General features: G+C 43.0%; 27 protein-coding genes and 1 other RNA gene. 22 read left to right on the top strand and 6 right to left on the bottom strand.

Annotated features, from left to right (window positions below; translation table 11 throughout):
• The first annotated feature begins 3 nt into the window (after nucleotides 1–3).
• From NYE20_RS18425 to NYE20_RS18395, 7 genes are all read left to right on the top strand, one after another.
• Nucleotides 4–174, top strand: a complete 171-nt coding sequence (locus NYE20_RS18425) for a gallidermin/nisin family lantibiotic (RefSeq protein WP_032726862.1) — start codon at nucleotides 4–6, stop codon at nucleotides 172–174.
• 517 nt (nucleotides 175–691) lie between these two features.
• Nucleotides 692–1,183: a NisI/SpaI family lantibiotic immunity lipoprotein gene (locus NYE20_RS18420; RefSeq protein WP_032727099.1), complete on the top strand. Its 492-nt coding sequence runs from the start codon at nucleotides 692–694 to the stop codon at nucleotides 1,181–1,183.
• Nucleotides 1,184–1,196: 13 nt separating this feature from the next.
• Nucleotides 1,197–1,913, top strand: coding sequence for a lantibiotic protection ABC transporter ATP-binding protein (locus NYE20_RS18415; RefSeq protein ID WP_038829373.1), 717 nt, complete (start codon nucleotides 1,197–1,199; stop codon nucleotides 1,911–1,913).
• Entirely contained in the window at nucleotides 1,910–2,665 is a 756-nt protein-coding gene (locus tag NYE20_RS18410) for a lantibiotic immunity ABC transporter MutE/EpiE family permease subunit (RefSeq protein ID WP_041850531.1), read from the top strand. Before NYE20_RS18415 ends, NYE20_RS18410 begins: the two co-directional genes overlap by 4 nt.
• 1 nt (nucleotide 2,666) lies before the next feature.
• Nucleotides 2,667–3,431, top strand: coding sequence for a lantibiotic immunity ABC transporter MutG family permease subunit (locus NYE20_RS18405; protein ID WP_038829371.1), 765 nt, complete (start codon nucleotides 2,667–2,669; stop codon nucleotides 3,429–3,431).
• A gap of 17 nt (nucleotides 3,432–3,448) precedes the next feature.
• On the top strand, nucleotides 3,449–4,111 hold the full coding sequence (locus tag NYE20_RS18400) for a response regulator transcription factor (RefSeq protein WP_032726858.1): 663 nt from the start codon (nucleotides 3,449–3,451) through the stop codon (nucleotides 4,109–4,111).
• Entirely contained in the window at nucleotides 4,102–5,484 is a 1,383-nt protein-coding gene (locus NYE20_RS18395) for a HAMP domain-containing histidine kinase (RefSeq protein ID WP_161621243.1), read from the top strand. The genes NYE20_RS18400 and NYE20_RS18395 overlap by 10 nt, the downstream gene beginning before the upstream one ends.
• A gap of 30 nt (nucleotides 5,485–5,514) precedes the next feature.
• On the opposite strand, the gene NYE20_RS18390 is transcribed toward NYE20_RS18395, so the two are convergent.
• The 4 genes from NYE20_RS18390 to rghR form a co-directional block, all read right to left on the bottom strand.
• Nucleotides 5,515–7,215, bottom strand: coding sequence for a methyl-accepting chemotaxis protein (locus tag NYE20_RS18390; protein ID WP_339183706.1), 1,701 nt, complete (start codon nucleotides 7,213–7,215; stop codon nucleotides 5,515–5,517).
• Nucleotides 7,216–7,343: 128 nt separating this feature from the next.
• Nucleotides 7,344–7,670, bottom strand: coding sequence for a catDE operon transcriptional regulator CatR (gene catR / locus NYE20_RS18385; protein ID WP_003242888.1), 327 nt, complete (start codon nucleotides 7,668–7,670; stop codon nucleotides 7,344–7,346).
• Nucleotides 7,671–7,761: 91 nt separating this feature from the next.
• Nucleotides 7,762–8,181: a helix-turn-helix transcriptional regulator gene (locus NYE20_RS18380; RefSeq protein ID WP_014480905.1), complete on the bottom strand. Its 420-nt coding sequence runs from the start codon at nucleotides 8,179–8,181 to the stop codon at nucleotides 7,762–7,764.
• A 29-nt stretch (nucleotides 8,182–8,210) separates the two neighbouring features.
• A complete protein-coding gene (gene rghR / locus NYE20_RS18375; protein WP_014665397.1) occupies nucleotides 8,211–8,618 on the bottom strand; it encodes a transcriptional repressor RghR in 408 nt (135 codons plus the stop codon).
• 151 nt (nucleotides 8,619–8,769) lie between these two features.
• On the opposite strand from rghR, the gene NYE20_RS18370 reads away from it, so the two are divergent.
• Nucleotides 8,770–9,003, top strand: a complete 234-nt coding sequence (locus NYE20_RS18370; RefSeq protein ID WP_003220031.1) for a helix-turn-helix transcriptional regulator — start codon at nucleotides 8,770–8,772, stop codon at nucleotides 9,001–9,003.
• 39 nt (nucleotides 9,004–9,042) lie between these two features.
• Here NYE20_RS18370 and NYE20_RS18365 read toward each other — a convergent pair whose 3' ends face one another.
• On the bottom strand, nucleotides 9,043–9,813 hold the full coding sequence (locus NYE20_RS18365) for an alpha/beta hydrolase (protein ID WP_049139742.1): 771 nt from the start codon (nucleotides 9,811–9,813) through the stop codon (nucleotides 9,043–9,045).
• A 148-nt stretch (nucleotides 9,814–9,961) separates the two neighbouring features.
• Between NYE20_RS18365 and secG the strand changes: the two genes are divergently transcribed.
• The 11 genes from secG to azoRB all read left to right on the top strand — a co-directional run bounded on the left by secG (nucleotide 9,962) and on the right by azoRB (nucleotide 19,841).
• Nucleotides 9,962–10,192 (top strand): preprotein translocase subunit SecG, encoded by a 231-nt coding sequence (secG, locus tag NYE20_RS18360; protein ID WP_003220028.1) that lies wholly within the window; start codon nucleotides 9,962–9,964, stop codon nucleotides 10,190–10,192.
• Between the two features lie 131 nt (nucleotides 10,193–10,323).
• The gene (locus tag NYE20_RS18355; protein ID WP_003242610.1) at nucleotides 10,324–11,064 is read left to right on the top strand and encodes a carboxylesterase; all 741 of its coding nucleotides are present in this window, start codon (nucleotides 10,324–10,326) and stop codon (nucleotides 11,062–11,064) included.
• A gap of 18 nt (nucleotides 11,065–11,082) precedes the next feature.
• Entirely contained in the window at nucleotides 11,083–13,422 is a 2,340-nt protein-coding gene (gene rnr / locus NYE20_RS18350; protein ID WP_161621246.1) for a ribonuclease R, read from the top strand.
• Between the two features lie 144 nt (nucleotides 13,423–13,566).
• Complete coding sequence (gene smpB, locus NYE20_RS18345) at nucleotides 13,567–14,037, top strand: SsrA-binding protein (RefSeq protein WP_003220025.1); 471 nt, start codon at nucleotides 13,567–13,569, stop codon at nucleotides 14,035–14,037.
• A gap of 176 nt (nucleotides 14,038–14,213) precedes the next feature.
• Nucleotides 14,214–14,576, top strand: a transfer-messenger RNA (tmRNA) gene (ssrA, locus tag NYE20_RS18340).
• A gap of 182 nt (nucleotides 14,577–14,758) precedes the next feature.
• Nucleotides 14,759–15,553: an SDR family oxidoreductase gene (locus NYE20_RS18335; RefSeq protein WP_003228388.1), complete on the top strand. Its 795-nt coding sequence runs from the start codon at nucleotides 14,759–14,761 to the stop codon at nucleotides 15,551–15,553.
• Between the two features lie 109 nt (nucleotides 15,554–15,662).
• On the top strand, nucleotides 15,663–16,235 hold the full coding sequence (locus NYE20_RS18330) for a TetR/AcrR family transcriptional regulator (RefSeq protein ID WP_032722523.1): 573 nt from the start codon (nucleotides 15,663–15,665) through the stop codon (nucleotides 16,233–16,235).
• Nucleotides 16,232–16,591, top strand: coding sequence for a multidrug efflux SMR transporter (locus NYE20_RS18325; RefSeq protein WP_038829361.1), 360 nt, complete (start codon nucleotides 16,232–16,234; stop codon nucleotides 16,589–16,591). The genes NYE20_RS18330 and NYE20_RS18325 overlap by 4 nt, the downstream gene beginning before the upstream one ends.
• On the top strand, nucleotides 16,588–16,989 hold the full coding sequence (locus NYE20_RS18320) for a YvaD family protein (protein WP_003242541.1): 402 nt from the start codon (nucleotides 16,588–16,590) through the stop codon (nucleotides 16,987–16,989). Before NYE20_RS18325 ends, NYE20_RS18320 begins: the two co-directional genes overlap by 4 nt.
• A gap of 162 nt (nucleotides 16,990–17,151) precedes the next feature.
• A complete protein-coding gene (locus NYE20_RS18315) occupies nucleotides 17,152–19,047 on the top strand; it encodes an FUSC family protein (RefSeq protein WP_161621247.1) in 1,896 nt (631 codons plus the stop codon).
• Between the two features lie 158 nt (nucleotides 19,048–19,205).
• Nucleotides 19,206–19,841, top strand: a complete 636-nt coding sequence (gene azoRB, locus NYE20_RS18310; RefSeq protein WP_003235159.1) for an FMN-dependent NADH-azoreductase AzoRB — start codon at nucleotides 19,206–19,208, stop codon at nucleotides 19,839–19,841.
• A 36-nt stretch (nucleotides 19,842–19,877) separates the two neighbouring features.
• On the opposite strand, the gene iolW is transcribed toward azoRB, so the two are convergent.
• A complete protein-coding gene (iolW, locus tag NYE20_RS18305) occupies nucleotides 19,878–20,954 on the bottom strand; it encodes a scyllo-inositol 2-dehydrogenase (RefSeq protein ID WP_161621248.1) in 1,077 nt (358 codons plus the stop codon).
• Between the two features lie 127 nt (nucleotides 20,955–21,081).
• Here iolW and csoR point away from each other — a divergent pair, with 127 nt between their 5' ends.
• The 3 genes from csoR (at nucleotide 21,082) to copA (ending at nucleotide 24,167) form a co-directional block, all read left to right on the top strand.
• Entirely contained in the window at nucleotides 21,082–21,387 is a 306-nt protein-coding gene (csoR, locus tag NYE20_RS18300) for a copper-sensing transcriptional repressor CsoR (RefSeq protein WP_003228404.1), read from the top strand.
• 75 nt (nucleotides 21,388–21,462) lie between these two features.
• Nucleotides 21,463–21,672 (top strand): copper chaperone CopZ, encoded by a 210-nt coding sequence (gene copZ / locus NYE20_RS18295; protein ID WP_003228406.1) that lies wholly within the window; start codon nucleotides 21,463–21,465, stop codon nucleotides 21,670–21,672.
• An 83-nt stretch (nucleotides 21,673–21,755) separates the two neighbouring features.
• Nucleotides 21,756–24,167, top strand: a complete 2,412-nt coding sequence (gene copA / locus NYE20_RS18290) for a copper-exporting P-type ATPase CopA (RefSeq protein WP_161621249.1) — start codon at nucleotides 21,756–21,758, stop codon at nucleotides 24,165–24,167.
• Nucleotides 24,168–24,247: the final 80 nt, after the last annotated feature.

Raw genomic sequence — 24,247 nt, 5'->3', positions numbered from 1 at the left:
AATATGTCAAAGTTCGATGATTTCGATTTGGATGTAGTAAAAGTCTCTAAACAAGACTCTAAAATCACTCCTCAATGGAAAAGTGAATCACTTTGTACACCTGGGTGTGTAACTGGTGTATTGCAAACTTGCTTCCTTCAAACAATAACTTGTAACTGCAAAATCTCTAAATAAGTAAAACCATTGAATCACTTTGCTCTGACTCCTTGCATTCCTGAGCGTTATACATACTATTTTCATAGAGTTAGGGCCTAAAAATGATGTAAAAAGTAACGGGTGTGAATGAGTTTAAATTTCACACCCGTTTTTCATGTGGAAAAAAGTAACAAGGGGGATGATGGATAAGTCGATTTAAACAACACTCTAATACATACCCAAGTCAGTCTTTTTATCATGTACAGACAAGTTAAGGAAATTCCTCAGAAATTCATATTTTAATGGGTAGATCAATATGAGATAGATCTATCTGGAGTAAACAGTGTGACCTGATCACGCTTTTTTATTTAGACAAGTTGATCGTGTTGCCAGAAGCCCAAATGCTTTAAGTTTCCAGTTAGAAAAAGTATTTTGATTAAATTTTGATAAAAGTATTCTAGAATGATCAACATCCCACATAGATACCGCGCAGAGGAAGAATTCATTTTATCTTTAACATCTATTGGGGAAAATTCATAAGATTGAGGTGATGTACGTGTTTTTGAAAAGATGTGTAAACATTTCAGGCTGTTTTATTGTTTTATTTATGTTATCTGCTTGTCAAGCATTAACGAAGTTTAAAGATAAAACTGTTGAAGAAACAAAAAAAACAGTGCATTTTACTGAGGATAACAACGAAACATCTGAAACAATGGAGAGCTTGATTGATAAGGGAAAGCTCGATCAAGTGGTCTATAACGAAAAACTTTATCAGATGAAAGATAAAGTTGATGAAGACAAAAAAGGAAAAGTAATAGGGGCAATAGGTCAAACCTTCTTTGTAGATAGTGAGGGAAAGAGATGGTCTGAAGAAGAACTGAAAGAACCGTATATCTCTAATGATCCGGATGAAACCAGAGAGAAAAAACCTCTACGCTATGGGAAGGTTTACAGTGCGAACGAGGATACTGATGCCAAAGATGAAATCATTGTGGAGTTTAATCGCGAGTATTATCGAGCGGTTTTGATTAAGAATGAAAAGGGATAAGGGAGAGTGTGACATGAGTACAGTCCTATTAGAAACCAAAAGTCTTACAAAAAAGTTTGGCAAAGAAACAGCTGTTTCAGATGTTTCATTAACTGTTCAAAAAAACAGCATTTACGGTCTGCTTGGACCAAATGGAGCTGGAAAATCGACGACACTTAAAATTTTAACAGGAATTTTACGGAAAACTTCTGGTGAGGTTTTCTTCGACGGACATAAATGGAAACGTTCTGATTTGCAAAATATCGGATCTTTAATAGAAGCTCCACCCCTTTACGATAATTTAACAGCATTTGAAAATGTAAAAGTACATGCAACGTTGCTGGGCCTATCTGAGGATCGCATAAACAGCGTGCTAAAGACAGTAGATATGCAGCATGCTGGAAAGAAAAGAGCAGGGCAGTTTTCGATGGGGATGAGGCAGCGGCTGGGAATTGCTATTGCTTTATTAAATCACCCTAAATTATTAATTCTTGATGAGCCTACGAATGGGCTAGATCCAATCGGCATTCAGGAGCTCAGAGATCTTATTCGCTCTTTTCCTCAGGAAGGAATAACCGTGATTTTATCTAGTCATATACTTTCAGAAGTCGAGCAAATAGCAGATCATATTGGGATTATCATCGGCGGTCATCTTGGGTACCAGGGGGAAATAAACAAGACTGATGATTTAGAGCATTTGTTTATGGAAGTTGTAAAGGCAAGCCGTGAAAAAGAGGGTGTAAAAAGATGATGAATTATATGAAGGCCGAAAACCTGAAGTTTAAAAGGACCTTTTCTAGAAAAATGATTATCTTAGTGCCGCTGCTTAATATAGGTTTTTCTTTTTTGATGAACATTCAATTTTTTGTTCCCGGTACTTTTAACTGGTGGTCTATTATATTTATGCCGGTGATGATAGCTTTATTTTGTTCTTTATCTCATCAAAAAGAAAAAAAGGCCTCTAATTATAATGGTACGTATTCATTGCCTATTGATTTAGGAAGATTATGGTACTCTAAGATTGTAATTATTATGATTTATTCGCTATTATCTCAAATTGTATTTTTAGTGTTTATGTTACTAATGGGGTTTGTTATAGCTGATTTTGCTATTGTTACGCTTTCTGCAATTGCCGCAAGTTTATTGCTTTGGGTAACAAGCCTTTGGCAAATTCCACTTTGTTTATTTGTGGCAAAAAAGTGGGGGCTTACAATAGCGGTAATGTTAAATCTTATAGGAACCCTTGTTCTAGGTATAATGCCGGCATCTCGTTCCTTTTGGTGGTTTATTCCTTGGAGCTGGCCAATTCGAATGATGTGTCCCACAATAGGTATTCATCCTAACGGTCTGTTGCTTGAAAAAAATGATCCTTTGTTGAGTTGGATGGTCGTCCCTCCTGCTATATTGATTTCTATTCTATTATTTTTAATAATAGCGTTTTTGACTAGCCGTTCGTTTGCCCCTTCAATCGATTACAGAACAAAAAAGCAGGGGGCGATATAAGGTGAGATTACTTTTGAGGTGTTTAAAAGCTGATTTCCAGAAAAGCAAACACACCTCCTTTATGTGGCTCCATTTAATTATTCCTATAGCTTTTTCAACTGTATTGATTCTGTATTTTTATGAGAGAGATCAGAGTCAATTTCACTTGTATAAGTCTTTTATGGAAGCTATTGCAGTTGCATTGCCGCTGCTTATAGGGGTGTTATGCGGAATGACTGCATCCTTAGAAGAACAGGCAGGGAAATTTCAAGTGTTACTAGGGAGTACGTCTCCAAAAGTCATTGCTTATGCCAGCAAAATGTTAATGCTGCTTTTCATGGAACTTTGCTCTATTGGTATAGCGCTTTTCATTTATATAATAGGATTAAAATTTATTTTACATGTGCCGGATTTGTCTTACGATATTTTTATAACAGGTGGTGCCTGGCTAGTTGCGGGTAGTGTAGCCCTATATTGTATTTACTTTTTTATCAGCTGTATGTTTGGAATGGGTGCTTCTGTCCTGATAGGCGGAGCTGGCCTGCTTATGACCGCTCTAATGAATACTGGATTAGGAGATGCTATATGGAAATATAACCCTTGGGCTTGGGGTATTAGATTGTCAGGTTTAAATGGGGTACTCCACTTTAAAGAAAAAGGGGATAATCCTTTATTAATGCATGAAATAAATTCAGGGGTATTGGTTATGATTTTTGGTATAATATGTATAATCGTTGCCAGTCTAATATGGTTTAGTAAATGGGAAGGCAGAAAAACGTTTGAATAGTATGAGGGGGACAGGAAATGGCCAAAATCCTTGCTGTCGATGATGAAAAAGATATTCTTGTACTGATACAAAATATTTTGCGCCGTGACCAGCATCAAGTTGACATTTTAGATCGTGTTAAAGGACAGCCGCCTGACGTATTTCAAGGATATGATTTAATTTTGCTGGATGTTATGATGCCAGATATTGATGGTTTTGAGCTATGTAAACAGATACGTCCTTTGGTTGATTGTCCAATTTTATTCCTCACGGCTAAAACAGAAGAGGAAGCGATAGTAAAAGGTCTTATTACCGGCGGAGATGATTATATTACAAAGCCATTTGGTGTTAGAGAGCTTAGTGCTAGAGTTAATGCTCACTTAAGAAGGGAACGGAGAGATAAACATCAATCGAAAAGAGTCATCTCCGGTTTTTTATTTCATTTTGATAGTAAAGAAGTATTTATCAATAACCACAAACTTAACCTAACAAAAAATGAATATAAAATCTGTGAATTTTTAGCTCAACATAAAGGGAGAACTTTTTCAAGAGAACAAATTTACGAGGAGATATATGGATTAGAGGGGAATGCTTTGTATTCAACAATTACTGAATTTATCAGAACGATTCGAAAAAAATGTAAAGAGCATAATACAGACCCTATCAAAACGGTATGGGGTGTTGGGTACAAATGGGAATAGGTTTTAAGGGCCAGAAAACACTTCTTAGAGAACTGATAAAGTATATGGTCACGTTATGTATAAGTTTAGTTGTACTGGCTCTGCTATATTTATTTATAAATACAATCGCAATGAATACGGGTTTCTCACATCCCGCGAATTATAATGAACGGGAAGCAGAAAAACTTGCGCCAAAGCTGGAAAATACAGATAAAGTCACTGCTGATATGATTCCAGATACAATGTCATATGCCATCCTTGATAAAGAAACAAAACAAAAAACAGCTGGAACCATTAAAGAAAAAGATCTGCAACTGGTTAAAAAGAAGATTGAAAAAAAACCGTATGTCAATTATAAACAGAAAGGATATTTGGTTATAGATAGAAATGAAGAGTATTGTATTTTGCAATATTCATTACGTGCAGATTTTAGCTCACCTTTATTAAGAAAATACCTTCCTAATTATGAATTAACGAGTATTTGTATTTTGATAGTCTTACTCATTGTAGTCATTTCTATTATAACAACTTACTTTGCTAATAGATTAAGAAAACATTTTGAGACACTGAACGTAATTACTCGATATATAAAAGAGCAAAATTTGCAGTTTACTCCCGAATTTACACATATTAAGGAATTTGATGATGTAATTGATTCCTTAATTGAAATGAGAGATGCTCTTCGGTCATCACTCGAAGCTCAGTGGCGATTAGAAAAAAATAAGAAAGAGCAAATTGGTGCTTTAGCACATGATATCAAGATCCCGATTACCATTATTAAGGGAAATGCTGAATTACTCAGCTTGTCTATTCAAAACGAAGAACAAGCTGAATATACAAAATATATTCTTGGAGCAGGAAATCAAATTGAACAATATATTTCTCAGCTGATTCATCTCTCGAGAACGGAGGATTCCTTAACTATTCATTTGGAGAAAGCTTTTGTAGATAAGCTGACAGAAACTCTACAGAAAGATATATCCGCCTATAAAGGAAATAAAAAAATAAATATTTCATTTAAAAAAGAAAATCTCAAGAAAGAGGCGGAAATAGACTGGCAACTGTTACATAGGGCGTTATTGAATATTTTAACAAATGCAGTTGATTATACACCGGAGGATGGGACTGTCTCGGTGCATGCTGAATGCGATTCTTATACTTTTTATTTTTTTGTAAAAGACACGGGAAATGGATTTTCGGAAATCGGGCTAAAAAAAGCAACAGAACTTTTTTACATGGATGACAAGGCCCGTCAGTCTAAAGGTCATTATGGAATGGGGTTGACCTTCGCAAAAAATGCTGTGAATCTTCATAATGGAGAACTTACTCTTGGAAACACTATAGAGGGTGGCGGAGAAGTGCGAGTGAAAATACCCTTATATAGAAATCATTAAACCCACGCCCTATCTGGACGTGGGTTATTTTTAAATCGTAAACTGCCCCATCTTCTCATTAAGCTCCTTCGCCAGCTGCTCAAGCTCTTCAGCATTTTGAAGCACTTGATCCATCGAATGGGCGGATTGCTCGGTTATTGAAAATGTTTCTTCAATGCCGGCGGCCGACTCTTCGGATACAGAAGCGATATTTTCAATCGATTGATTGATAGTAATCGATTGGTTTGTTAACTGTTTCAGGCCATCCGTTACTTCCTTAATGCTGTCTGCAACATGAGTGACGGATTGCTTGATATGCCGCATAGCCTGTCCGGTGTCTGTCAGGTTTTCCGTTCCTTTTTCTACTTCTGTAAAGCTGCTTTCCAAGTACGTAATGACAGTGTGGATCTCCTGCTGTGTCCCGCCTACAATCCGGGTAATATCCTGCACGGAATCAGAAACGCCGTCAGCCAGATTTCTGACCTCCTCTGCCACAACGGCGAAGCCTTTGCCGCTTTCTCCTGCGCGGGCAGCTTCAATCGCGGCGTTAAGGGACAGCAAATTCGTTTGCTCGGCAATTCCGTTGATGACTTGAACGAGCTTGTTGATATCCTGAGAATGCTGTTCCAGTGATCTCACTTTATGCACGGCTTCTTCAACAATATGATGGATGGTTTTCATTTGCTGTAATGACGTAGCCATATTTTCGTTTCCGCTTACCGCGAGTTCGAGAACGTTTTGAGACGTATCGCTGATGGTGATGCCGTGATTATAGGCTTTATCAATGCTTTCAGTGAACTCATTCATCGATTCGGCAATCGTCACGGCGTCTTGGGCCTGCTGTTCAGAGCCCTCAGCCATTTCGTTCATCGTCTCGGTAATATGTTTGCTGCCGGATCTTGTTTCATTCGTTGCGGTTGCAAGCACCTGTGAAGAAGAAAGAACCCGGCTTGATATGTCTTTAGAATATCCGACAATATCTCTCAGATTCCCTACCATTTTTTGCAGCGCTTCATTCAGATCACCCAGCTCGTCTTTTGAGTTGAGCGGCTCCATATCGTTCGACAGATCGCCTTCGGCAATATGATTGGCAGATTCCTTCATGCGAATGATAGGCTTTACAATGTTTCGCGTGATATAAAGCCAGATGAAAATGCTGATGAGGATCGATGCTGCCACAAGCAAAGCAGTGTAAATGAGCCCTTTATGATAGACGGCCTTCGTTTCTTTTACCGCTGTGTTGCTGCCTTCTTGATTTAAGTCAACAAGCTGAGTGATTGTTTTTTTCATATCCTCAAAGCTGGCCTCAGTCTGAACCAATAAACCTCTTGCTTTGTCCATGTCATTCGTGCGGCCGCTTTCGATAATTTGCGCATGAATATCCATATAGGTATTCACTTCAGTTTGAAGCTGCTCGAACAGTTTCTGCTCTTTATCAGTGGAGATCGTTTTTTCGTAGTTATCGAGCTTTTGGTTAATGTCTTCCATGATTTGATTCATTTCTTGATCAAGTGTATCCATTTTGCTTTTGTCTGTATAAATCAGAAAGTCCTTTTCTTTAGAAGACAGGTGCTCGGTTACATAATTAATTGAAGTGAGTCCTTTGATGCCGTCAATCCATTTTGTGTTGATTTCATCTGTTTTTTGAATGATATGCTGCATATTAAGAACGCCTATTCCGCCTACAAGTAAATTGATCAGGATCAGTGTCAAAAATACCAGGCTGAATTTGCGGGAAATCGTCAGTCGCATATAGTGGTCTCCTTTAAAAACGTAATGTGTGGATGTACTATATATCGGCTGAGAAATCGTTTTTTCACCTGGGAAAAAAATAAAAAACGGTTCTTTTCTCGTCTATGAGATCAGAACCGTTTTAGCAATTAGTCAAGAAAGGAAGGGTCAATCCATTCAGTCGCCCATTTAGAAATCTCACCTAAAATGGGTGCTAGTGCCTTTCCTTTATCAGTCAATGAATATTCGATGCGAACCGGAGTTTCAGGGATGACATCCCGCTTCACTACTCCTTCAAGCTCAAGTTCTTTCAGCCGTTCTGACAGAACTCTGCCGCTTAGATTTGGAAGTGCTGCTTCAATTTCGCTAAATCGCTGCGACCCGTTCAAGAGCTGAAATACGATTAAAGCGACCCAGCGTTTACTTAAGATGTCGACTGCTTTTTCAAATCTAGGACACATTTCTGATTGGTTCATACTTTTCACCTCGTCTGTCACTATTATAACGCAAATAACGAGGGAGGGTATGCAAGCGTGATTGATAAAATATAGAAAGAGAAACAGGGGATTATGAGGAAGAGGCCCGTTTTTTTGCTTCTGAAGACAAAAAATCGAAGTATTTGCTGAGATTTTCAATATCCTGCTTTGAGAGATGTTCCCATTTTTGACTGTTGAAAATCGGGAGGTGCTCCGCTCCGCGCGTGACAGCCGTCTGGTAAATTTCATAAACGGATTGATAGCTTTCAGATGCTTCGCGGATTTCTTCAGGAAAGGCCTGAATATGGCCTGCGGCGGCCATTAGGTTTTCGTACGGCACTTTCAGGACGGCTGCCAGTTTTTTAATCGTGGCGGGTTTTGGCGTCCCGCGTTTGCCGTTTTCAATTTTTGAAATGGTGGCAGAGCTGATGCCTGAGTACACCGCAAGCTGATTCACTGTCAGTTTGCGGGCGCGGCGCAGCTCCCGTAATTGCTGTCCGAACGGTGACATGGTCTATCGCCTCACATTTCTATCAAGAGTCAGTCATCAGCAGACCGTTTTTTGGCTTCGTCTGAAATAAACGAAAAATAATGATCCAGCATGAGCAAATCTTCTTTATTGAGATATTGCCATTTTTCGTTCTCAAGAAGCGCAAGGTTTTTCAGGTCATAGGCCTCCGCTTTTTCGAGCAGCTTGCACTTCGTTTCATAAGGAGCCTTGGCTTCATGCACTTCTTCGATGTAACCAGCCTTGTACATAAGCCCCTCATAAGGAATTTTTAAGGCCTCTGCCAGTTTTTTGATGGTGGCAGGTTTGGGAACGCCCCGTTTTCCGTTTTCGATTCTGGAGATGCCGGCCGCGCTTACGCCTGAATAAGTCGCCAGCTGGTTGACTGTTAACTTTCTCTCTTCACGCAATGCCCGTAATTGTTCGCCAAAGCTTTCCATATATCTCACCCCGTCCCTCACTGTTACTCATATTTTAGTATGTTTATTGACTAAAGGGAATAGGTAGACTGGAAATGTATTGACAAAAGTTAACATAAGCCGTAATGTAAAAGTATAGAAAAAAGTTTTTCAGGAATGGAAGGTGAGGAAAGTGCCAGTAGAAAAGATACAGATTAGACGTGATTATGTCTTGCAGTATATGGTTAATAACGATTATTCCCTTAATCAGCTTGCGCTGGAAATCGGAGTCTCACCCGCCACACTGAGCCGCGTGCTGAATGGAGAAAGACGGCCGGGGCAGCTTGTGATCGGTAAAATGCTTCACTATTTTAATTTGAAATTTGAGGATCTTTTTTACTATGACTTTATTGACAAAAGTCAATAAAGTAACAAAAAACGCAAGGAAGCCAAGCGTTTTCTATTCCTATGAATGATGTGTCAGCACAAACCCTGTCACCAGCTCATTGCACGTTTTCCATTGTTTTGTCGGCAATTGATGTCCCTGATATTCCAATCTGAAAAATTCGGCATGTCTGCACGATCTTCGGTAATAGCCTGCGTTCGTAAAGGTCCAGTCCCGCAGGCCGCCATACATAAACAGCATTGGCATGTCTAGGCGGGGCAGCTGTTCAATGCAGTTGTAGCCAAGCGAATCCAGATAATACTGATGCCAATGGGCCTGGTCTGCTTTTTTCATATGGTCTGTTAATATGCTGCGAAGCTGTCTGTCTTTTGTGTGGCTGCCAGCGAGGATTTTCATGAGCAAACCGGGGTTTTTTTCAAGCAGATACATTCCCAGTTTGTGCAGCTTCTGGCCGATTACGTTATGAACAGCTGGGTAGGCGCCGGACAGAATAAGGTGTGACACTTTGTCCGGGCGGTTAAAGCCGATATGCTGCGCGATTAAGCCTCCGGCAGAATACCCGAATAACACAGCTTTATCAATGTGCAAAGCGTCCATGAATTGCGCGATCTCGTTTGCGTAATAGGAAATAGACGCTGGCTGATCGATGTGATCACTATCACCGTGGCCGCTTAAATCGGGAAAAATCACCCTGAAATGCTTGGATAGAAGGCGCTGATAATAAAAAACCTTGCGTCCCATGCCCGGCGGGTGGATAAAAATGATAGGGATTCCCTGTCCATATTCTTCATAAAAAAGATGTTTCCTGCTGTCTATGCTGATAAGCGGCATCGCTTTTCTCCTTTGACCTTTTCATATGAATAGGGTAACCAAGATAAAACGTCTTATCCAGCCTTTTGGCGTCTGATACAGCGTGACATGCCAACCCTTTTCATGTAAAATAGAAGTAATGTAGCCAGTGAGTCTGGAGGTGTATGGGATGCACGCAGTTTTGATTACCTTATTGGTTATCGTCAGCATTGCACTTATTATTGTCGTTTTGCTTCAATCCAGTAAAAGCGCCGGATTATCTGGTGCGATTTCAGGCGGAGCGGAGCAGCTCTTCGGGAAACAAAAAGCAAGAGGTCTTGATTTAATTTTGCACCGCATTACGGTAGTGCTGGCAGTCTTGTTTTTCGTGTTAACGATTGCGCTTGCTTATATCCTATAGGGCAATGTTTGTATAAGGTCTGATGTGAAGTCAGGCCTTTTTCACGTTTCTGGATGATATTCAAAACGTTTTTTTCTGATTAAACTGTGGAAAACTAAAATGATCGTGCAGATAGAAAGGGAGACATGAGCATGAAAGTTGTGACACCAAAACCATTTACATTTAAAGGCGGAGACAAAGCGGTGCTTTTGCTGCATGGCTTTACAGGAAATACAGCGGATGTAAGGATGCTGGGACGATATTTGAATGAACGCGGCTATACGTGCCACGCGCCTCAATATGAAGGACATGGCGTCCCGCCTGAAGAACTTGTACATACGGGGCCCGAAGACTGGTGGAAAAACGTAATGGATGGCTATGAATACTTAAAATCTGAAGGCTATGAGAGCATTGCTGCCTGCGGACTGTCGCTTGGCGGGGTTTTTTCGCTGAAATTGGGTTACACTGTACCCATAAAGGGAATTGTCCCAATGTGCGCACCGATGCATATTAAGAGTGAAGAGGTCATGTATCAAGGCGTTCTTTCATACGCTCGCAATTACAAAAAGTTTGAGGGGAAAAGCCCGGAGCAAATTGAAGAGGAAATGAAGGAATTCGAAAAAACGCCGATGAATACCCTCAAGGCGCTGCAAGACTTAATTGCTGATGTGCGGAATAATGTCGATATGATTTATTCACCGACATTTGTGGTGCAGGCCCGTCATGACCACATGATTAATACCGAAAGCGCCAATATTATTTACAACGAAGTGGAAACTGATGATAAACAGCTGAAATGGTACGAGGAATCAGGGCATGTCATTACACTCGACAAAGAACGTGACCTCGTCCATCAGGATGTGTATGAATTTTTAGAGAAGCTCGATTGGTAATCAACAGGAGGTCGGATAATGGAAAAAGAAGCATTTATGGAAAAGCTTCTCTCGTTTATGAAGGAAGAGGCGTACAAACCTCTGACCGTTCAGGAACTTGAGGAGATGTTAAATATTACGGAAGCCGAGGAGTTTAAAGAGCTCGTCAAAGCGTTAGTCGCCTTGGAAGAAAAAGGCCTTATCGTACGGACGAGAAGCGACCGTTACGGCATTCCGGAGAAGATGAATTTAATAAAAGGAAAGATTTCAGCGCATGCGAAAGGATTCGCCTTTTTGCTGCCTGAGGATACGTCGTTAAGTGATGTGTTTATTCCGCCTAATGAGCTGAATACGGCAATGAACGGCGATATCGTCATGGTTCGTCTGAATTCACAGTCAAGCGGCTCCAGGCAGGAAGGAACCGTCATACGGATTTTAGAAAGAGCGATTCAGCGGGTTGTCGGCACGTATACAGAAACGAGAAACTTCGGCTTTGTCATTCCGGATGACAAAAAAATCACGAGTGACATCTTCATTCCGAAAAATGGGAAAAACGGAGCTGCGGAAGGGCATAAGGTTGTTGTCAAGCTGACGAGCTATCCTGAAGGCCGCATGAACGCTGAGGGTGAGATTGAAACCATTCTCGGCCACAAAAACGACCCGGGCATTGATATTTTATCGGTCATTCATAAGCACGGCCTGCCGGGTGAATTTCCAGCTGAAGTGATGGAACAGGCATCAAGTACGCCTGACACTATCGATGAAAAAGATCTGAAAGACCGCCGTGATCTCCGTGACCAGGTGATTGTCACCATTGATGGTGCGGATGCGAAGGATTTGGATGATGCAGTTACCGTGACGAAGCTTGATGATGGAAGCTATAAGCTTGGCGTTCACATAGCTGATGTCAGCCATTACGTAACCGAAAACTCACCGATTGACAAAGAAGCGCTTGAAAGAGGGACAAGTGTGTATCTGGTTGACCGTGTCATCCCGATGATTCCGCACAGATTGTCAAACGGCATCTGCTCCTTAAATCCAAAGGTTGACCGCCTGACGCTTTCTTGTGAAATGACAATTAACAGTCAGGGACAGGTGACAGAGCACGAGATCTTCCAAAGTGTCATCAAAACAACGGAAAGAATGACATATTCAGATGTGAATAAAATTCTTGTTGACGATGATGAAGAGCTGAAGCAAAAATACGAGCCTCTTGTTCCGATGTTCAAAGACATGGAGCGCCTGGCTCAAATTCTTCGCGATAAGCGGATGGACCGCGGCGCCGTTGACTTTGATTTCAAAGAAGCAAAGGTGCTTGTTGATGACGAAGGAGCGGTTAAAGACGTTGTGATCAGAGAACGCTCTGTCGCCGAGAAGCTGATTGAAGAATTTATGCTTGTAGCAAACGAAACAGTGGCAGAGCATTTCCATTGGATGAACGTCCCGTTTATATACCGGATTCACGAAGAGCCGAATGCTGAAAAGCTGCAAAAGTTTTTAGAATTTGTGACGACATTTGGCTATGTGGTGAAAGGAACGGCGGGGAATATTCATCCGCGCGCGTTGCAAAGCATTCTGGAAGCTGTGCGTGACAGACCAGAGGAAACGGTTATATCTACTGTTATGCTCCGTTCGATGAAACAGGCGAAATACGACCCGCAAAGCTTGGGGCACTTCGGTCTGTCAACGGAATTCTATACGCATTTCACATCGCCGATCCGCCGTTATCCGGACTTAATCGTTCACCGCCTGATCCGAACGTATTTGATCAACGGCAAAGTCGATGAAGCGACTCAGGAAAAGTGGGCTGAACGCCTGCCGGATATCGCCGAACATACATCATCAATGGAGCGCCGTGCAGTTGACGCCGAGCGTGAGACGGATGATCTGAAAAAAGCGGAATACATGCTTGATAAAATCGGTGAAGAGTTTGACGGCATGATCAGCTCTGTGACAAACTTCGGAATGTTCGTCGAGCTGCCGAATACAATTGAAGGACTCGTCCATGTCAGCTTTATGACAGATGACTACTACCGCTTTGACGAACAGCATTTCGCAATGATTGGCGAGCGGACAGGCAACGTCTTCCGCATCGGGGATGAAATCACAGTCAAGGTTGTCGATGTCAATAAAGATGAGCGCAATATCGACTTTGAAATTGTCGGCATGAAGGGCACTCCGCGGCGTCCGAGAGAATTGGACAGCAGCCGGAGCAGAAAACGCGGAAAGCCTGCCAGAAAACGTGTTCAAAGCACCAATACACCTGTTTCTCCAGCTCCGTCTGAGGAAAAAGGGGAGTGGTTCACTAAGCCGAAGAAGAAAAAGAAAAAACGCGGCTTCCAGAATGCTCCGAAACAGAAACGGAAAAAGAAGAAATAGCAGCTCAACCAGCAAATAGGGCCGCAGCGCTCTATTTGCTTTCTTTCGGAAACAGCTTTTCATTGTAGCGGTACGTGACATTTGGTAAAATAGAGCGTATCGCAAAAGGTGGACAGTTTTTCCTTAGAGAGAGGAGGTTCTGGCATGCCAAAAGGGTCAGGAAAAGTATTATCTCAAAATAAGAAAGCCAATCACGATTATTTTATAGAAGAAACCTATGAAACAGGCATCGTTCTGCAAGGAACCGAAATCAAATCGATTCGCGCCGGCCGCGTAAACCTTAAGGATTCCTTCGCCAAAATCGAACGGGGAGAAGTGTTTCTCCACAATATGCACGTCAGCCCATATGAGCAGGGAAACCGCTATAACCACGATCCGCTTCGGACAAGAAAGCTGTTAATGCACCGCAAGGAGATTAATAAGCTGATCGGGTTAACAAAGGAAAAAGGCTATTCTCTCGTTCCGCTGAAGCTGTATTTAAAAAACGGCTTTGCCAAAGTGCTTCTCGGCCTTGGAAAAGGGAAGAAGAACTATGACAAACGGGAAGATCTGAAGCGCAAGGACGCGAAGCGGGAAATCGAAAGAGCGTTCAGAGACAGTCAAAAAGGCTTCTAAAGGCATAGTGCTTGATTCGAAAATCAGGCCTGTGCTATACTGTGTTCACGATCAGATCACGACGCCATTCATTTGAAGGATTTGACAATTGAAAAGAGCCGTGATCATGTTATAATAAGACTATAGCCAGTTTGAGTGAGAGCTTGATATTTTCTCCCGTATTTCCCTTATACCAAGGGGACGTTACGGATTCGACAGGGATGGATCGAGCTTGAGCTGCGAGCCGAGAGGCGATCTCGTAAACACGCACTTAAATATAACTGGCAAAACTAACAGTTTTAACCAAAACGTAGCATTAGCTGCCTAATAAGCGCAGCGAGCTCTTCCTGACATTGCCTATGTGTCTGTGAAGAGCACATCCAAGTAGGCTACGCTTGCGTTCCTGTCTGAGAACGTAAGAAGAGATGAACAGACTAGCTCTCGGAAGGCCCGCCCGCAGGCAAGAAGATGAGTGAAACCATAAATATGCAGGCTACGCTCGTAGACGCTTAAGTAATCGATGTTTCTGGACGTGGGTTCGACTCCCACCGTCTCCATACATAATGAGCATAAAGCAGAACCTCTTAAGAGGTTCTGCTTTATTTTTTCTCCAAACCACAGGCACCAAAAAGTGCGTACTTCCATTTCAATCCCAGCTGTTTCATACTGATTGCAGAGCAGATGTTTCACCAATCAGATTTCTGTCAATAAATAAGAGGAATCAAAAACGGAGGGATGAATAATGAAGCTGAATTTACAAGGAAAAACCGCACTGGTGACCGGTTCGACATCAGGGATCGGAAAAGCTATTGCCTCTTCGTTAGCTGAAGAAGGTGCGGCAGTGATCATTAACGGACGCCGGGAAGAGAAAGTGAATCAGACGATAGATGAACTGAAAACACAACATGCTGAAGCGGTTCTTTATCCGGCCGCATTTGATTTGGGAACTGAAGAAGGCTGCAATGAGCTGTTTCAGGCATATCCAGAGGTTGATATTTTGGTCAACAATTTAGGGATTTTTGAACCGGCGGAGTACTTTGATATTCCCGACGATGAATGGTTTCGTTTTTTTGAAGTGAATATTATGAGCGGTGTAAGGCTGACACGCAGGTATTTGCATAACATGATAGAGAAAAAAGAAGGGCGTGTGATTTTCATTGCCAGTGAAGCGGCGATTATGCCGTCACAGGAAATGGCCCATTACAGTGCGACAAAAACGATGCAGCTGTCCATTTCCCGCAGTTTGGCGGAGCTGGCAACCGGCACGAATGTCACAGTCAACACCGTCATGCCGGGCTCTACCTTAACAGAGGGTGTGGAAACCATGCTGAACTCGCTGTATCCTGGTGAAAACCTGACTGTTCAAGAAGCTGAGGCACGTTTTATGAAAGAAAACCGGCCGACATCTATTATTCAAAGACTGATCCGTCCGGAAGAAATCGCCCATTTCGTTACATTTTTAAGCAGCCCGCTTTCCTCTGCGATCAATGGCGCGGCACTTCGGGCGGACGGCGGTTTGGTCCGCAGTGTCTTTTAAACCTCTCCCAACAGGAGAGGTTTTTTATATATTGTTGATTTCCATAAATTTCTGCCGTATAATATTGGTACCGAAATAGTTTTCTTGGTACCGAAAGCGGGGGATTAATATGGATAAAAGAATTCTGGCGGAAACTTTCCGGCTGATCAAGCAAAAAGGATTTTCATTTACGATGAATGATTTGGCTGCAGCGCTGGGAACGAGCAAACGGACGCTCTATGCATATTATTCATCTAAAGATCAGCTTGTTGAGGCGGTTGTCGAACAATTTTTAGCCGAAATGAAGCAAATGGAAAGAGACATCTATGAAAATGAAAGTTTAAATGTGCTTGAAAAGGTGAAAAAAATGCTGATCAGCCTTCCGCAGGGAATGGAACTGCTGAACATGGGATTATTAAATGAACTAAAGAAATACCATTACGATGCGTGGCTTACATTAGACACGTTTATTAAGGCAGAATGGGCCATTGTCCTAGAATTATTAAACGAGTGCAAACAGCAAAAGAGAATCAGAAACATCAATCCGGACCTGTTTATTCACATGTATATAGGGAGCATCAACCAAGTGTATGACCCTGAATATCCACTGAAACATCAGTTCACGACAGGAGAGGTACTTGAATCAATTGTAGATGTTTTGTTTAACGGTATAACAGCTGATGAGGAGGCTGATGCCACGTGAATTGGGTGTTTCTATGCTTGGCGATTTTGTTTGAGGTTGTGGGAACGGTCAGCATGAAGCTATCGTCTGGTTTTACAAAGCTTATTCCCAGTTTGCTGTTGATTTTCTTTTATGGAGGGAGTCTTTTCTTTCTGACGCTTACGCTTAAATCCATTGATGTGTCAGTTGCTTATGCTGTATGGTCAGGGATGGGAATTGTCCTGATTACAGTCGTTGGTTTTTTGTTTTTTCAAGAACATGTGAGTGTCATGAAAGTCATTTCAATTGGATTGATTATTGCCGGTGTTGTGTCTTTAAACCTGATCGAGCATGCTGCGGTGTCTGAGCCGGTACATAAAAGCGGGCAGTACAAATGAGATATATGAAGCTGTTTTTTCTCGTGACTGATATCGGTTTTATCTTGTACTGGCTGTCAGCCGGATTTTCGCTCATACCGGAAAGCTGGGCTTTTAAACATCATGACCATCCGTTTATGATCGCTTGGAACTGGTCTTTTTTTCCGCTGGATATCCTGATTTCTGTCACAGGGTTGTACAGCTTGTACCTACAGCGGGTGAATCGTGCTGACTGGAAGCTGATGGCGCTGATTTCTCTTGTGCTGACCTGTTGTTCAGGTCTGCAGGCGCTATCATTCTGGACATTCAGCAGTGACTTTGATCTTGTGTGGTGGCTGTTTAATGGGTATCTATTGATTTATCCTTTATTTTTTATTCACCTGCTCTTGAAGGAAGGCAGAAGGACAAAACAGTCCTGACAGGTGCCGCTTTTATAATAAACTGATGTAATGAAGCAGAGACGGTATAAGTCTCTGTTTTTTTATCGGGCGCACCAATTGAGAAGCTAACCGCGTTTTTGGACATACTAAAGTGAAGAAACGGGAAAAGTTCTACACATTCATTGAAAAGGATTTTGTCAAATGAACAAAACTGCTGCGAACAATCAAAGAATCATGCCTATCGTGAAGGATGCCTTTCGCATTCATGCAAATCCATTTCCTTGGAAAAAGGCTATCGGATCAGGTTTCGCTTCAGGGTTTCCTGTGCTGGTCGGTGCATTGGCAGGTCACACGGATTACGGATTAATTGCAAGTATCGGAGGCTTTGTTTATTTATATGCGGGCGGTGAATCGTACAAAAAGCGCGCCATGAAGCTGCTCTTGGTTTCCTTTGGGATCGCCCTCTCATTTGGTTTAGGGACGCTTTTGTCTGGGACGCTTTGGATGATGGCAGCTGTTTTGGGGCTGATCGGTGCAGCGGTGATGTTTATTTTTAGCGCGCTCGGCATTCAAGGCCCTGCGCCGATGTTTTTTGTCCTTGCCTTTTTAGTCAGTTCCGGGCTGCCGGCCGATCCTTCACAAGCGCTGTTCAGAGCGGGACTGACGTTTCTCGGCGGCATTTTCGCCATGGGTATCGCTTTAATCGGCTGGTTATGGAACAAACATGGACCGGAGGGAGCGGTGCTGCAAAAAACATATCATCAGCTGGCTGCATGTCTTTCAGCCGTCGGAACGCCAGGTTTTCATAACGCACAGCATCAGACGGTGCTCATGCTTAGAACAGCCCGCCAAACGGTTCTTGGGAAAGGGAATAAACGGAAAAAATCGCGGCATGATGAACGATTTTTTCGCCTCCTTGAGAAAGCTGACGACATATTTATTGCCATTATTCATTTTTCAGCTGAAACGCCGGACAGAGAGACCGCGCAGATTGAAAAGGCACTTCGCCAAACCGGAGATATGCTTGCGAATGCACGGGTTTTCAATACGTTTCAGATTAATGAAAATGAATCTGAGCCTAGGCGGAAGCTGTTTGAAGAAATCAATGAGGTTTTGCATATCGCTTCAGGACGTTTTGATAAGCAGCTTGACGGGGAACCGAGCCGCCTGCCATCCTCTTTTTACTTTTTGAGAAATGCTTTTGACTGGAAGTCTCCAGTTTTAATTAGAGCGTTAAAGTACGGAATTGTTCTGTTTGCCGCCGATATGTTTGCCCTCGCATTCGGCTTTGCACGCTCCTATTGGATTCCGCTTTCGGCAGCAGCGGTCATGCTTGGCACTACTGTTGTTTTTACGCTTCACAGGGCTATTCAGCGTTCGGCCGGAACGGTGATCGGTGTTATGCTGGCAGGCGCAATCCTGTTTTTTAAGCCGGGCGGTGTTTATATTGCGTTATGTATTGCAGCGCTGCAATGTCTTCTTGAGATGCTGATTGTCCGCAATTATGCGCTGGCTGTTCCCTTTTTAACAGCAAACGCGCTTGTTATCACAGAAAGTATGCATGGCGGCGCGGGAACCGGTTATTTTATGATAGCGAGGCTGACGGACGTAGCTGTCGGCAGCGTGATCGGGCTATTGGGAACAATGCTTTTGTGGCGGCGGTTTTCAACGAAGCGGCTGCCTGAACTGATGAGGAACGTCATCCGGTTGGAAGGGCAGTTTATGGAGAAACTGTTAACCGGGCAGAATGCCGACGAACACATGTTAAGGGTGAGCCTTGTCAGGCTTCGGGATGCGTATGACAAGGCGCTTGGCGAGTTTCCTCATGCGAATGCGGATGCGCTCTGGCCTGCCATTTCCGGTGCTCAGCACTTAGGGTACTATTTGCTCTCGGCGCAAGCTCACCGCCGTCCGCCTGCTCCGTTTTCTGATGAAGAGATCAACCAGCTGCGGGCGTTTTTTGAACAGGCTCAGCAATCCTTTATCATGAAAAGGATGCCTGCGGATATTCAAGTGCCGCATGTTCCTCATTATCCTCGAATCAGTAAAGAATTGTCCGCGCTGTATTCAGGCTTGAGAACAGCTTTTGAAAAGTAAGCTGTTTGGAAAGTTAAATAATCTTTAATTCGAGATGTTTTACTTGAAAGTAAATTTCTTTGTCTCTATAATAAAGTCTAAGAGAGACAGAATAATCATTATGCATCTGTATGATAATAATTGGTGTGTGATTTTTAAAAACGAAAGGGCTGGTAAAAATGGCAAAAGTATTATATATCACTGCTCATCCGCATGACGAAGCAACTTCGTACAGTATGGCAACAGGTAAAGCATTTATCGAATCTTACAAAGAAGCAAATCCAAATGATGAAGTTGTACATATCGATTTGTACAAAGAAAACATCCCGCACATTGACGCAGATGTATTCAGCGGATGGGGAAAGCTTCAGTCAGGTACAGGCTTTGAAGAGCTTTCTGAAAGCGAAAAAGCGAAAGTAGGCCGTTTGGGAGAGCTTAGCGATCAATTTGCATCAGCTGATAAGTACGTATTTGTTACACCTTTATGGAACTTCTCATTCCCGCCAGTGATGAAAGCGTATCTTGATTCTGTTGCTGTTGCAGGAAAATCATTCAAATACACAGAACAAGGCCCTATTGGCTTGTTGACTGATAAAAAAGCAATTCATATCCAAGCGCGCGGCGGCTACTATTCAGAAGGCCCTGCGGCTGAGATGGAAATGGGGCACCGCTACATCGGCATCATGATGAACTTCTTCGGCGTACCATCATTCGATGGCATTTTCGTAGAGGGACATAATGCGGAGCCTGATAAAGCACAGCAAATCAAAGAAGACGCGATTGCGCGTGCGAAAGAAGCAGGAAAAACGTTCTAATGAAAAAGCCTCCCCTTATTTGGGGAGGCTTTTGTTTTAGTGCTCCAGCATAATGGTTCGTTTCTCTTTACTGCTTTTCATCGCGGCTTCAATGATGCGGATGACATTAATACCTTCCTCAGCAGTGACTGGCAGCGCAGCACCTTCCCGTATGCTTTCCGCTATTTTGCGGTAATAAGTAAGGTAGGAGCCATTTACTGATGGGATCGTTTCTGTTTTTTTGTCGGAGCCACGAATGGTTGTAAGCTGTCCGTAAAACTCCTGATCATCTGCACCCCAGCTGTCATCCTCTGGTTTTCTTCCCGCTCTGAGTGCGTCTTCCTGTCCGTCAATTCCGTATTTGATAAAGCTGGAATCTTTTCCATGGATTTGATAACGAGGTCCGTTTGCCGGAACGATTGATCCTCCGTATAGAATGGCTTGAAGCTTGCCATAGTCCAGGGTTAAATGAAAATAGTCAACCGTTTCGGCATTTTCCCGCTGGGCCATCACGTTTGCAGTCACGGCTTTAGGCATCCCAAACAAATGCAGGGTTTGGTCTATGATGTGGGAGCCGAGATCATACAGCGTACCAGTGGCAATGCCTTCTTTTTCCCGCCACCGTGCTTGAACTTCAGGTCTGTAGCGGTCATAGGAAACTTGATATGTATTGATATCTTCAAGAGATCCCTCAGAGATCAGCTTTTTAATCGTTAAAAAGTCGTTATCCCAGCGTCGGTTATGATATACGCTTAATAATACGCCTTTTTCATCGGCAGCCCTTTTTAATGTTTCCCCCTCTTCGGCTGTTGCTGTCATTGGTTTTTCCATCACAACATGTTTTCCGGCCTGTATGCATGCCATAGCATGCTCGTAATGAAGGGCGCTCGGGGTGGTGACAATGACAAGCTCAATGGCAGGGTCATTTGTGATTTCCTCAAGCTCATGTACAACCTCAGCATCTGGAAAGTCCCGTTTCACTTCTTCTGTCCGAGATGTCATGATTTTGCTGATTTGATATTCATCCAGAACATCCAGCAGCGGCCCGTGAAAAACAGAACCGGACAATCCGTATCCTAATATTCCAACCTTGATCGTATCCACTTTTCTTCTCCCCTTTAAAAGCGTTATCAACAGAAGTATATACCCTCCTGATCAAATGGTAAAACCTAACTGATTCATTTTTTGCGTCGGCATGCTTAGACAACCGTTTGGACAATCAGTATAATGGGAATTAATATCATTAAACAGAGGTGTACGCATGGAAAAGCATAACGAACATAAAACATTAAACCATAAAAGCTCGAAAGAAAAGGATCAGATTACAAACCGGCTTAAGCGGATTGAGGGTCAAGTCAGAGGCATTCAAAACATGGTGGAAAACGACAGATATTGTGTAGATATTCTTGTGCAAATTTCAGCTGTTCAGGCGGCAATGAAAAATGTGGCGCTTCATTTGCTTGAGGATCATGCCCATCATTGTGTAGCAGATGCCATCAAAAGCGGAGACGGGGAACAGGCCATTTCTGAGCTTTTGGACGTGTTTAAAAAGTTCACAAAATCATAAAGCGTTTTTTTATTGTAATACCCTACGGGGGTATGGTAGTATGTAAATAGAAAGAATAAACAGGAGGAATTGATTATGGAACAAAAAACATTGCAAGTTGAAGGAATGTCTTGTCAGCACTGCGTCAAAGCAGTAGAAACAAGCGTAGGAGAACTGGACGGCGTCAGTGCCGTTCATGTCAATCTGGAAGCGGGTAAAGTCGATGTTTCGTTTGATGCTGACAAAGTATCAGTCAAAGATATTGCGGATGCGATAGAAGATCAGGGCTATGACGTAGCTGAGTGATTCAAGGTATCGCGCCTTTAGGGAGGCGCGATATTTCTTTCATTTTTATATACCCCCCAGGTGTATATAAAGGAGTGAGTATGTTGAGTGAACAAAAGGAAATCGCGATGCAGGTCTCTGGTATGACCTGTGCGGCATGTGCTGCCAGAATTGAAAAAGGCCTGAAGCGGATGCCCGGTGTCACGGATGCCAATGTTAATCTGGCAACGGAAACATCAAATGTAATCTACGATCCTGCTGAAACAGGGACTGCAGCGATTCAAGAAAAAATAGAAAAGCTGGGCTATCACGTTGTTACAGAAAAAGCTGAATTCGATATTGAAGGCATGACCTGTGCGGCTTGCGCCAATCGGATTGAAAAACGGCTTAACAAAATAGAAGGCGTCGCAAATGCACCAGTAAACTTCGCTTTAGAAACAGTTACGGTCGAATACAATCCAAAAGAAGCGTCTGTCGGCGATTTGAAAGAAGCGGTAGATAAGCTTGGATATAAGCTAAAGTTGAAGGGGGAACAGGACAGTGAGGCTGCTGCTGCTAAAAAGAAAGAAGAACGGAAGCAAACAGCGAGACTGATTTTTTCAGCTGTCCTGTCGTTTCCATTGCTTTGGGCGATGGTGAGCCATTTTACATTTACATCATTCATTTGGGTACCCGATATATTTCTCAATCCGTGGATGCAATTTGCGCTGGCGACACCAGTCCAATTTCTGATCGGCTGGCCGTTTTATGTGGGTGCGTATAAGGCGCTCAGAAATAAAAGCGCCAATATGGATGTATTGGTCGCCCTCGGTACGACGGCTGCTTACGCTTATAGCCTTTATCTTACTTTTCAAAGCCTTGGCTCTCACGGGCATACAGACGGCCTATACTATGAAACAAGCGCGATTTTGCTGACGCTGATTTTATTAGGCAAGTTGTTTGAAACAAAAGCTAAAGGCCGTTCCTCGGATGCGATTAAAAAGCTGATGAAGCTTCAAGCGAAAACAGCGACTGTTGTAAGAGACGGACAGGAGCAAATCATCCCGATCGATGAAGTGCTTGTTAATGACATTGTTTACGTCAAACCTGGCGAACGAATTCCTGTCGACGGAGAAGTGATTGAAGGCCGCTCAGCAGTTGACGAATCGATGATTACAGGAGAAAGTCTTCCTGTTGACAAAAATCCTGGTGACAGCGTGACAGGTTCAACCGTTAACGCAAACGGTTTCCTGAAAATTAAAGCTGTCAACGTCGGAAAGGATACTGCGCTTTCTCATATCATCAAAATTGTTGAGGAAGCACAAGGGTCAAAAGCGCCGATCCAGCGTCTCGCTGACCAGATTTCAGGCATTTTTGTGCCCATTGTATTGGGGATAGCCGTTCTCACTTTTCTCATTTGGTACCTTTGGGCGGCTCCTGGCGATTTTGCTGAAGCGATCAGCAAGTTCATTGCGGTTCTTGTCATTGCCTGTCCTTGCGCCCTCGGTCTTGCCACTCCGACAAGCATAATGGCTGGATCTGGACGCGCTGCTGAATTCGGGATTTTATTTAAAGGCGGCGAGCATTTAGAAAAAACACATCGTCTCGATACAATTGTTCTTGATAAAACCGGAACCGTGACAAACGGGAAGCCGCGTCTGACAGATGCCATTCCATTCGGCCGTTTTGAAGAAAAAGATTTGCTTCAATTTGCAGCGGCAGCCGAAACGGGATCAGAGCATCCGCTTGGCGAAGCGATTATTGCTGGCGTGAAAGATAAAGGGCTTGAGATACCGAAGCTTACCCGCTTTGAAGCAAAAGTCGGCGCAGGCATTTTGGCTGAAGCCGGAGGAAAAAGCATTCTCGTCGGCACAAGAAAATTAATGGAGAGCGAACAGGTTGAGCATGGGGCTCTTCTCGCCAAAATGGAAGAGCTAGAGGCAGAAGGAAAAACAGTTATGCTTGTATCCATTGATGGAGAAGCAGCTGGGCTAGTAGCGGTTGCAGATACGATTAAGGACACGTCGCGGAAGGCTGTTGCCCGTCTGAAAGAGTTGGGCCTTGATGTCATCATGATGACAGGAGACAATCGCAGAACCGCAGAAGCCATTGCGAAGGAAGCGGGAATTGCGAATATCATTGCGGAAGTCCTTCCTGAACAAAAGGCGGCGGAAATCGCCCGCTTGCAAAAAGAAGGCCGCCAGACAGCAATGGTAGGCGACGGAATTAACGATGCGCCGGCGCTTGCCACAGCTGACATCGGCATGGCGATTGGAACTGGCACGGACATTGCCATGGAAACATCAGACATTACACTGATTCGCGGCGATCTGAACAGTATTGCCGACGCAATCCGCATGAGCAGATTGACAATGAAAAACATTAAACAAAATTTATTCTGGGCGCTTGGCTATAACAGCCTCGGCATCCCAATCGCAGCACTTGGATTTTTAGCACCGTGGATAGCAGGAGCAGCAATGGCATTCAGCTCCGTTTCCGTTGTTCTGAATGCTCTTCGTCTGCAAAAAGTAAAATGAAAAACCGGCTATATGCCGGTTTTTGTTTTTCATTGACACTTTCTTGGAAAACAACATATAATAGGTGTAACTTATATATG

Origin of the sequence: Bacillus sp. FSL R5-0416 (genome assembly GCF_037975425.1) — a bacterium.
Taxonomy (GTDB): Bacteria; Bacillota; Bacilli; order Bacillales; family Bacillaceae; genus Bacillus; species Bacillus subtilis.
Note: the sequence above shows the minus strand (reverse complement) of the source record. Positions and strands in the feature narration are given on the sequence as shown.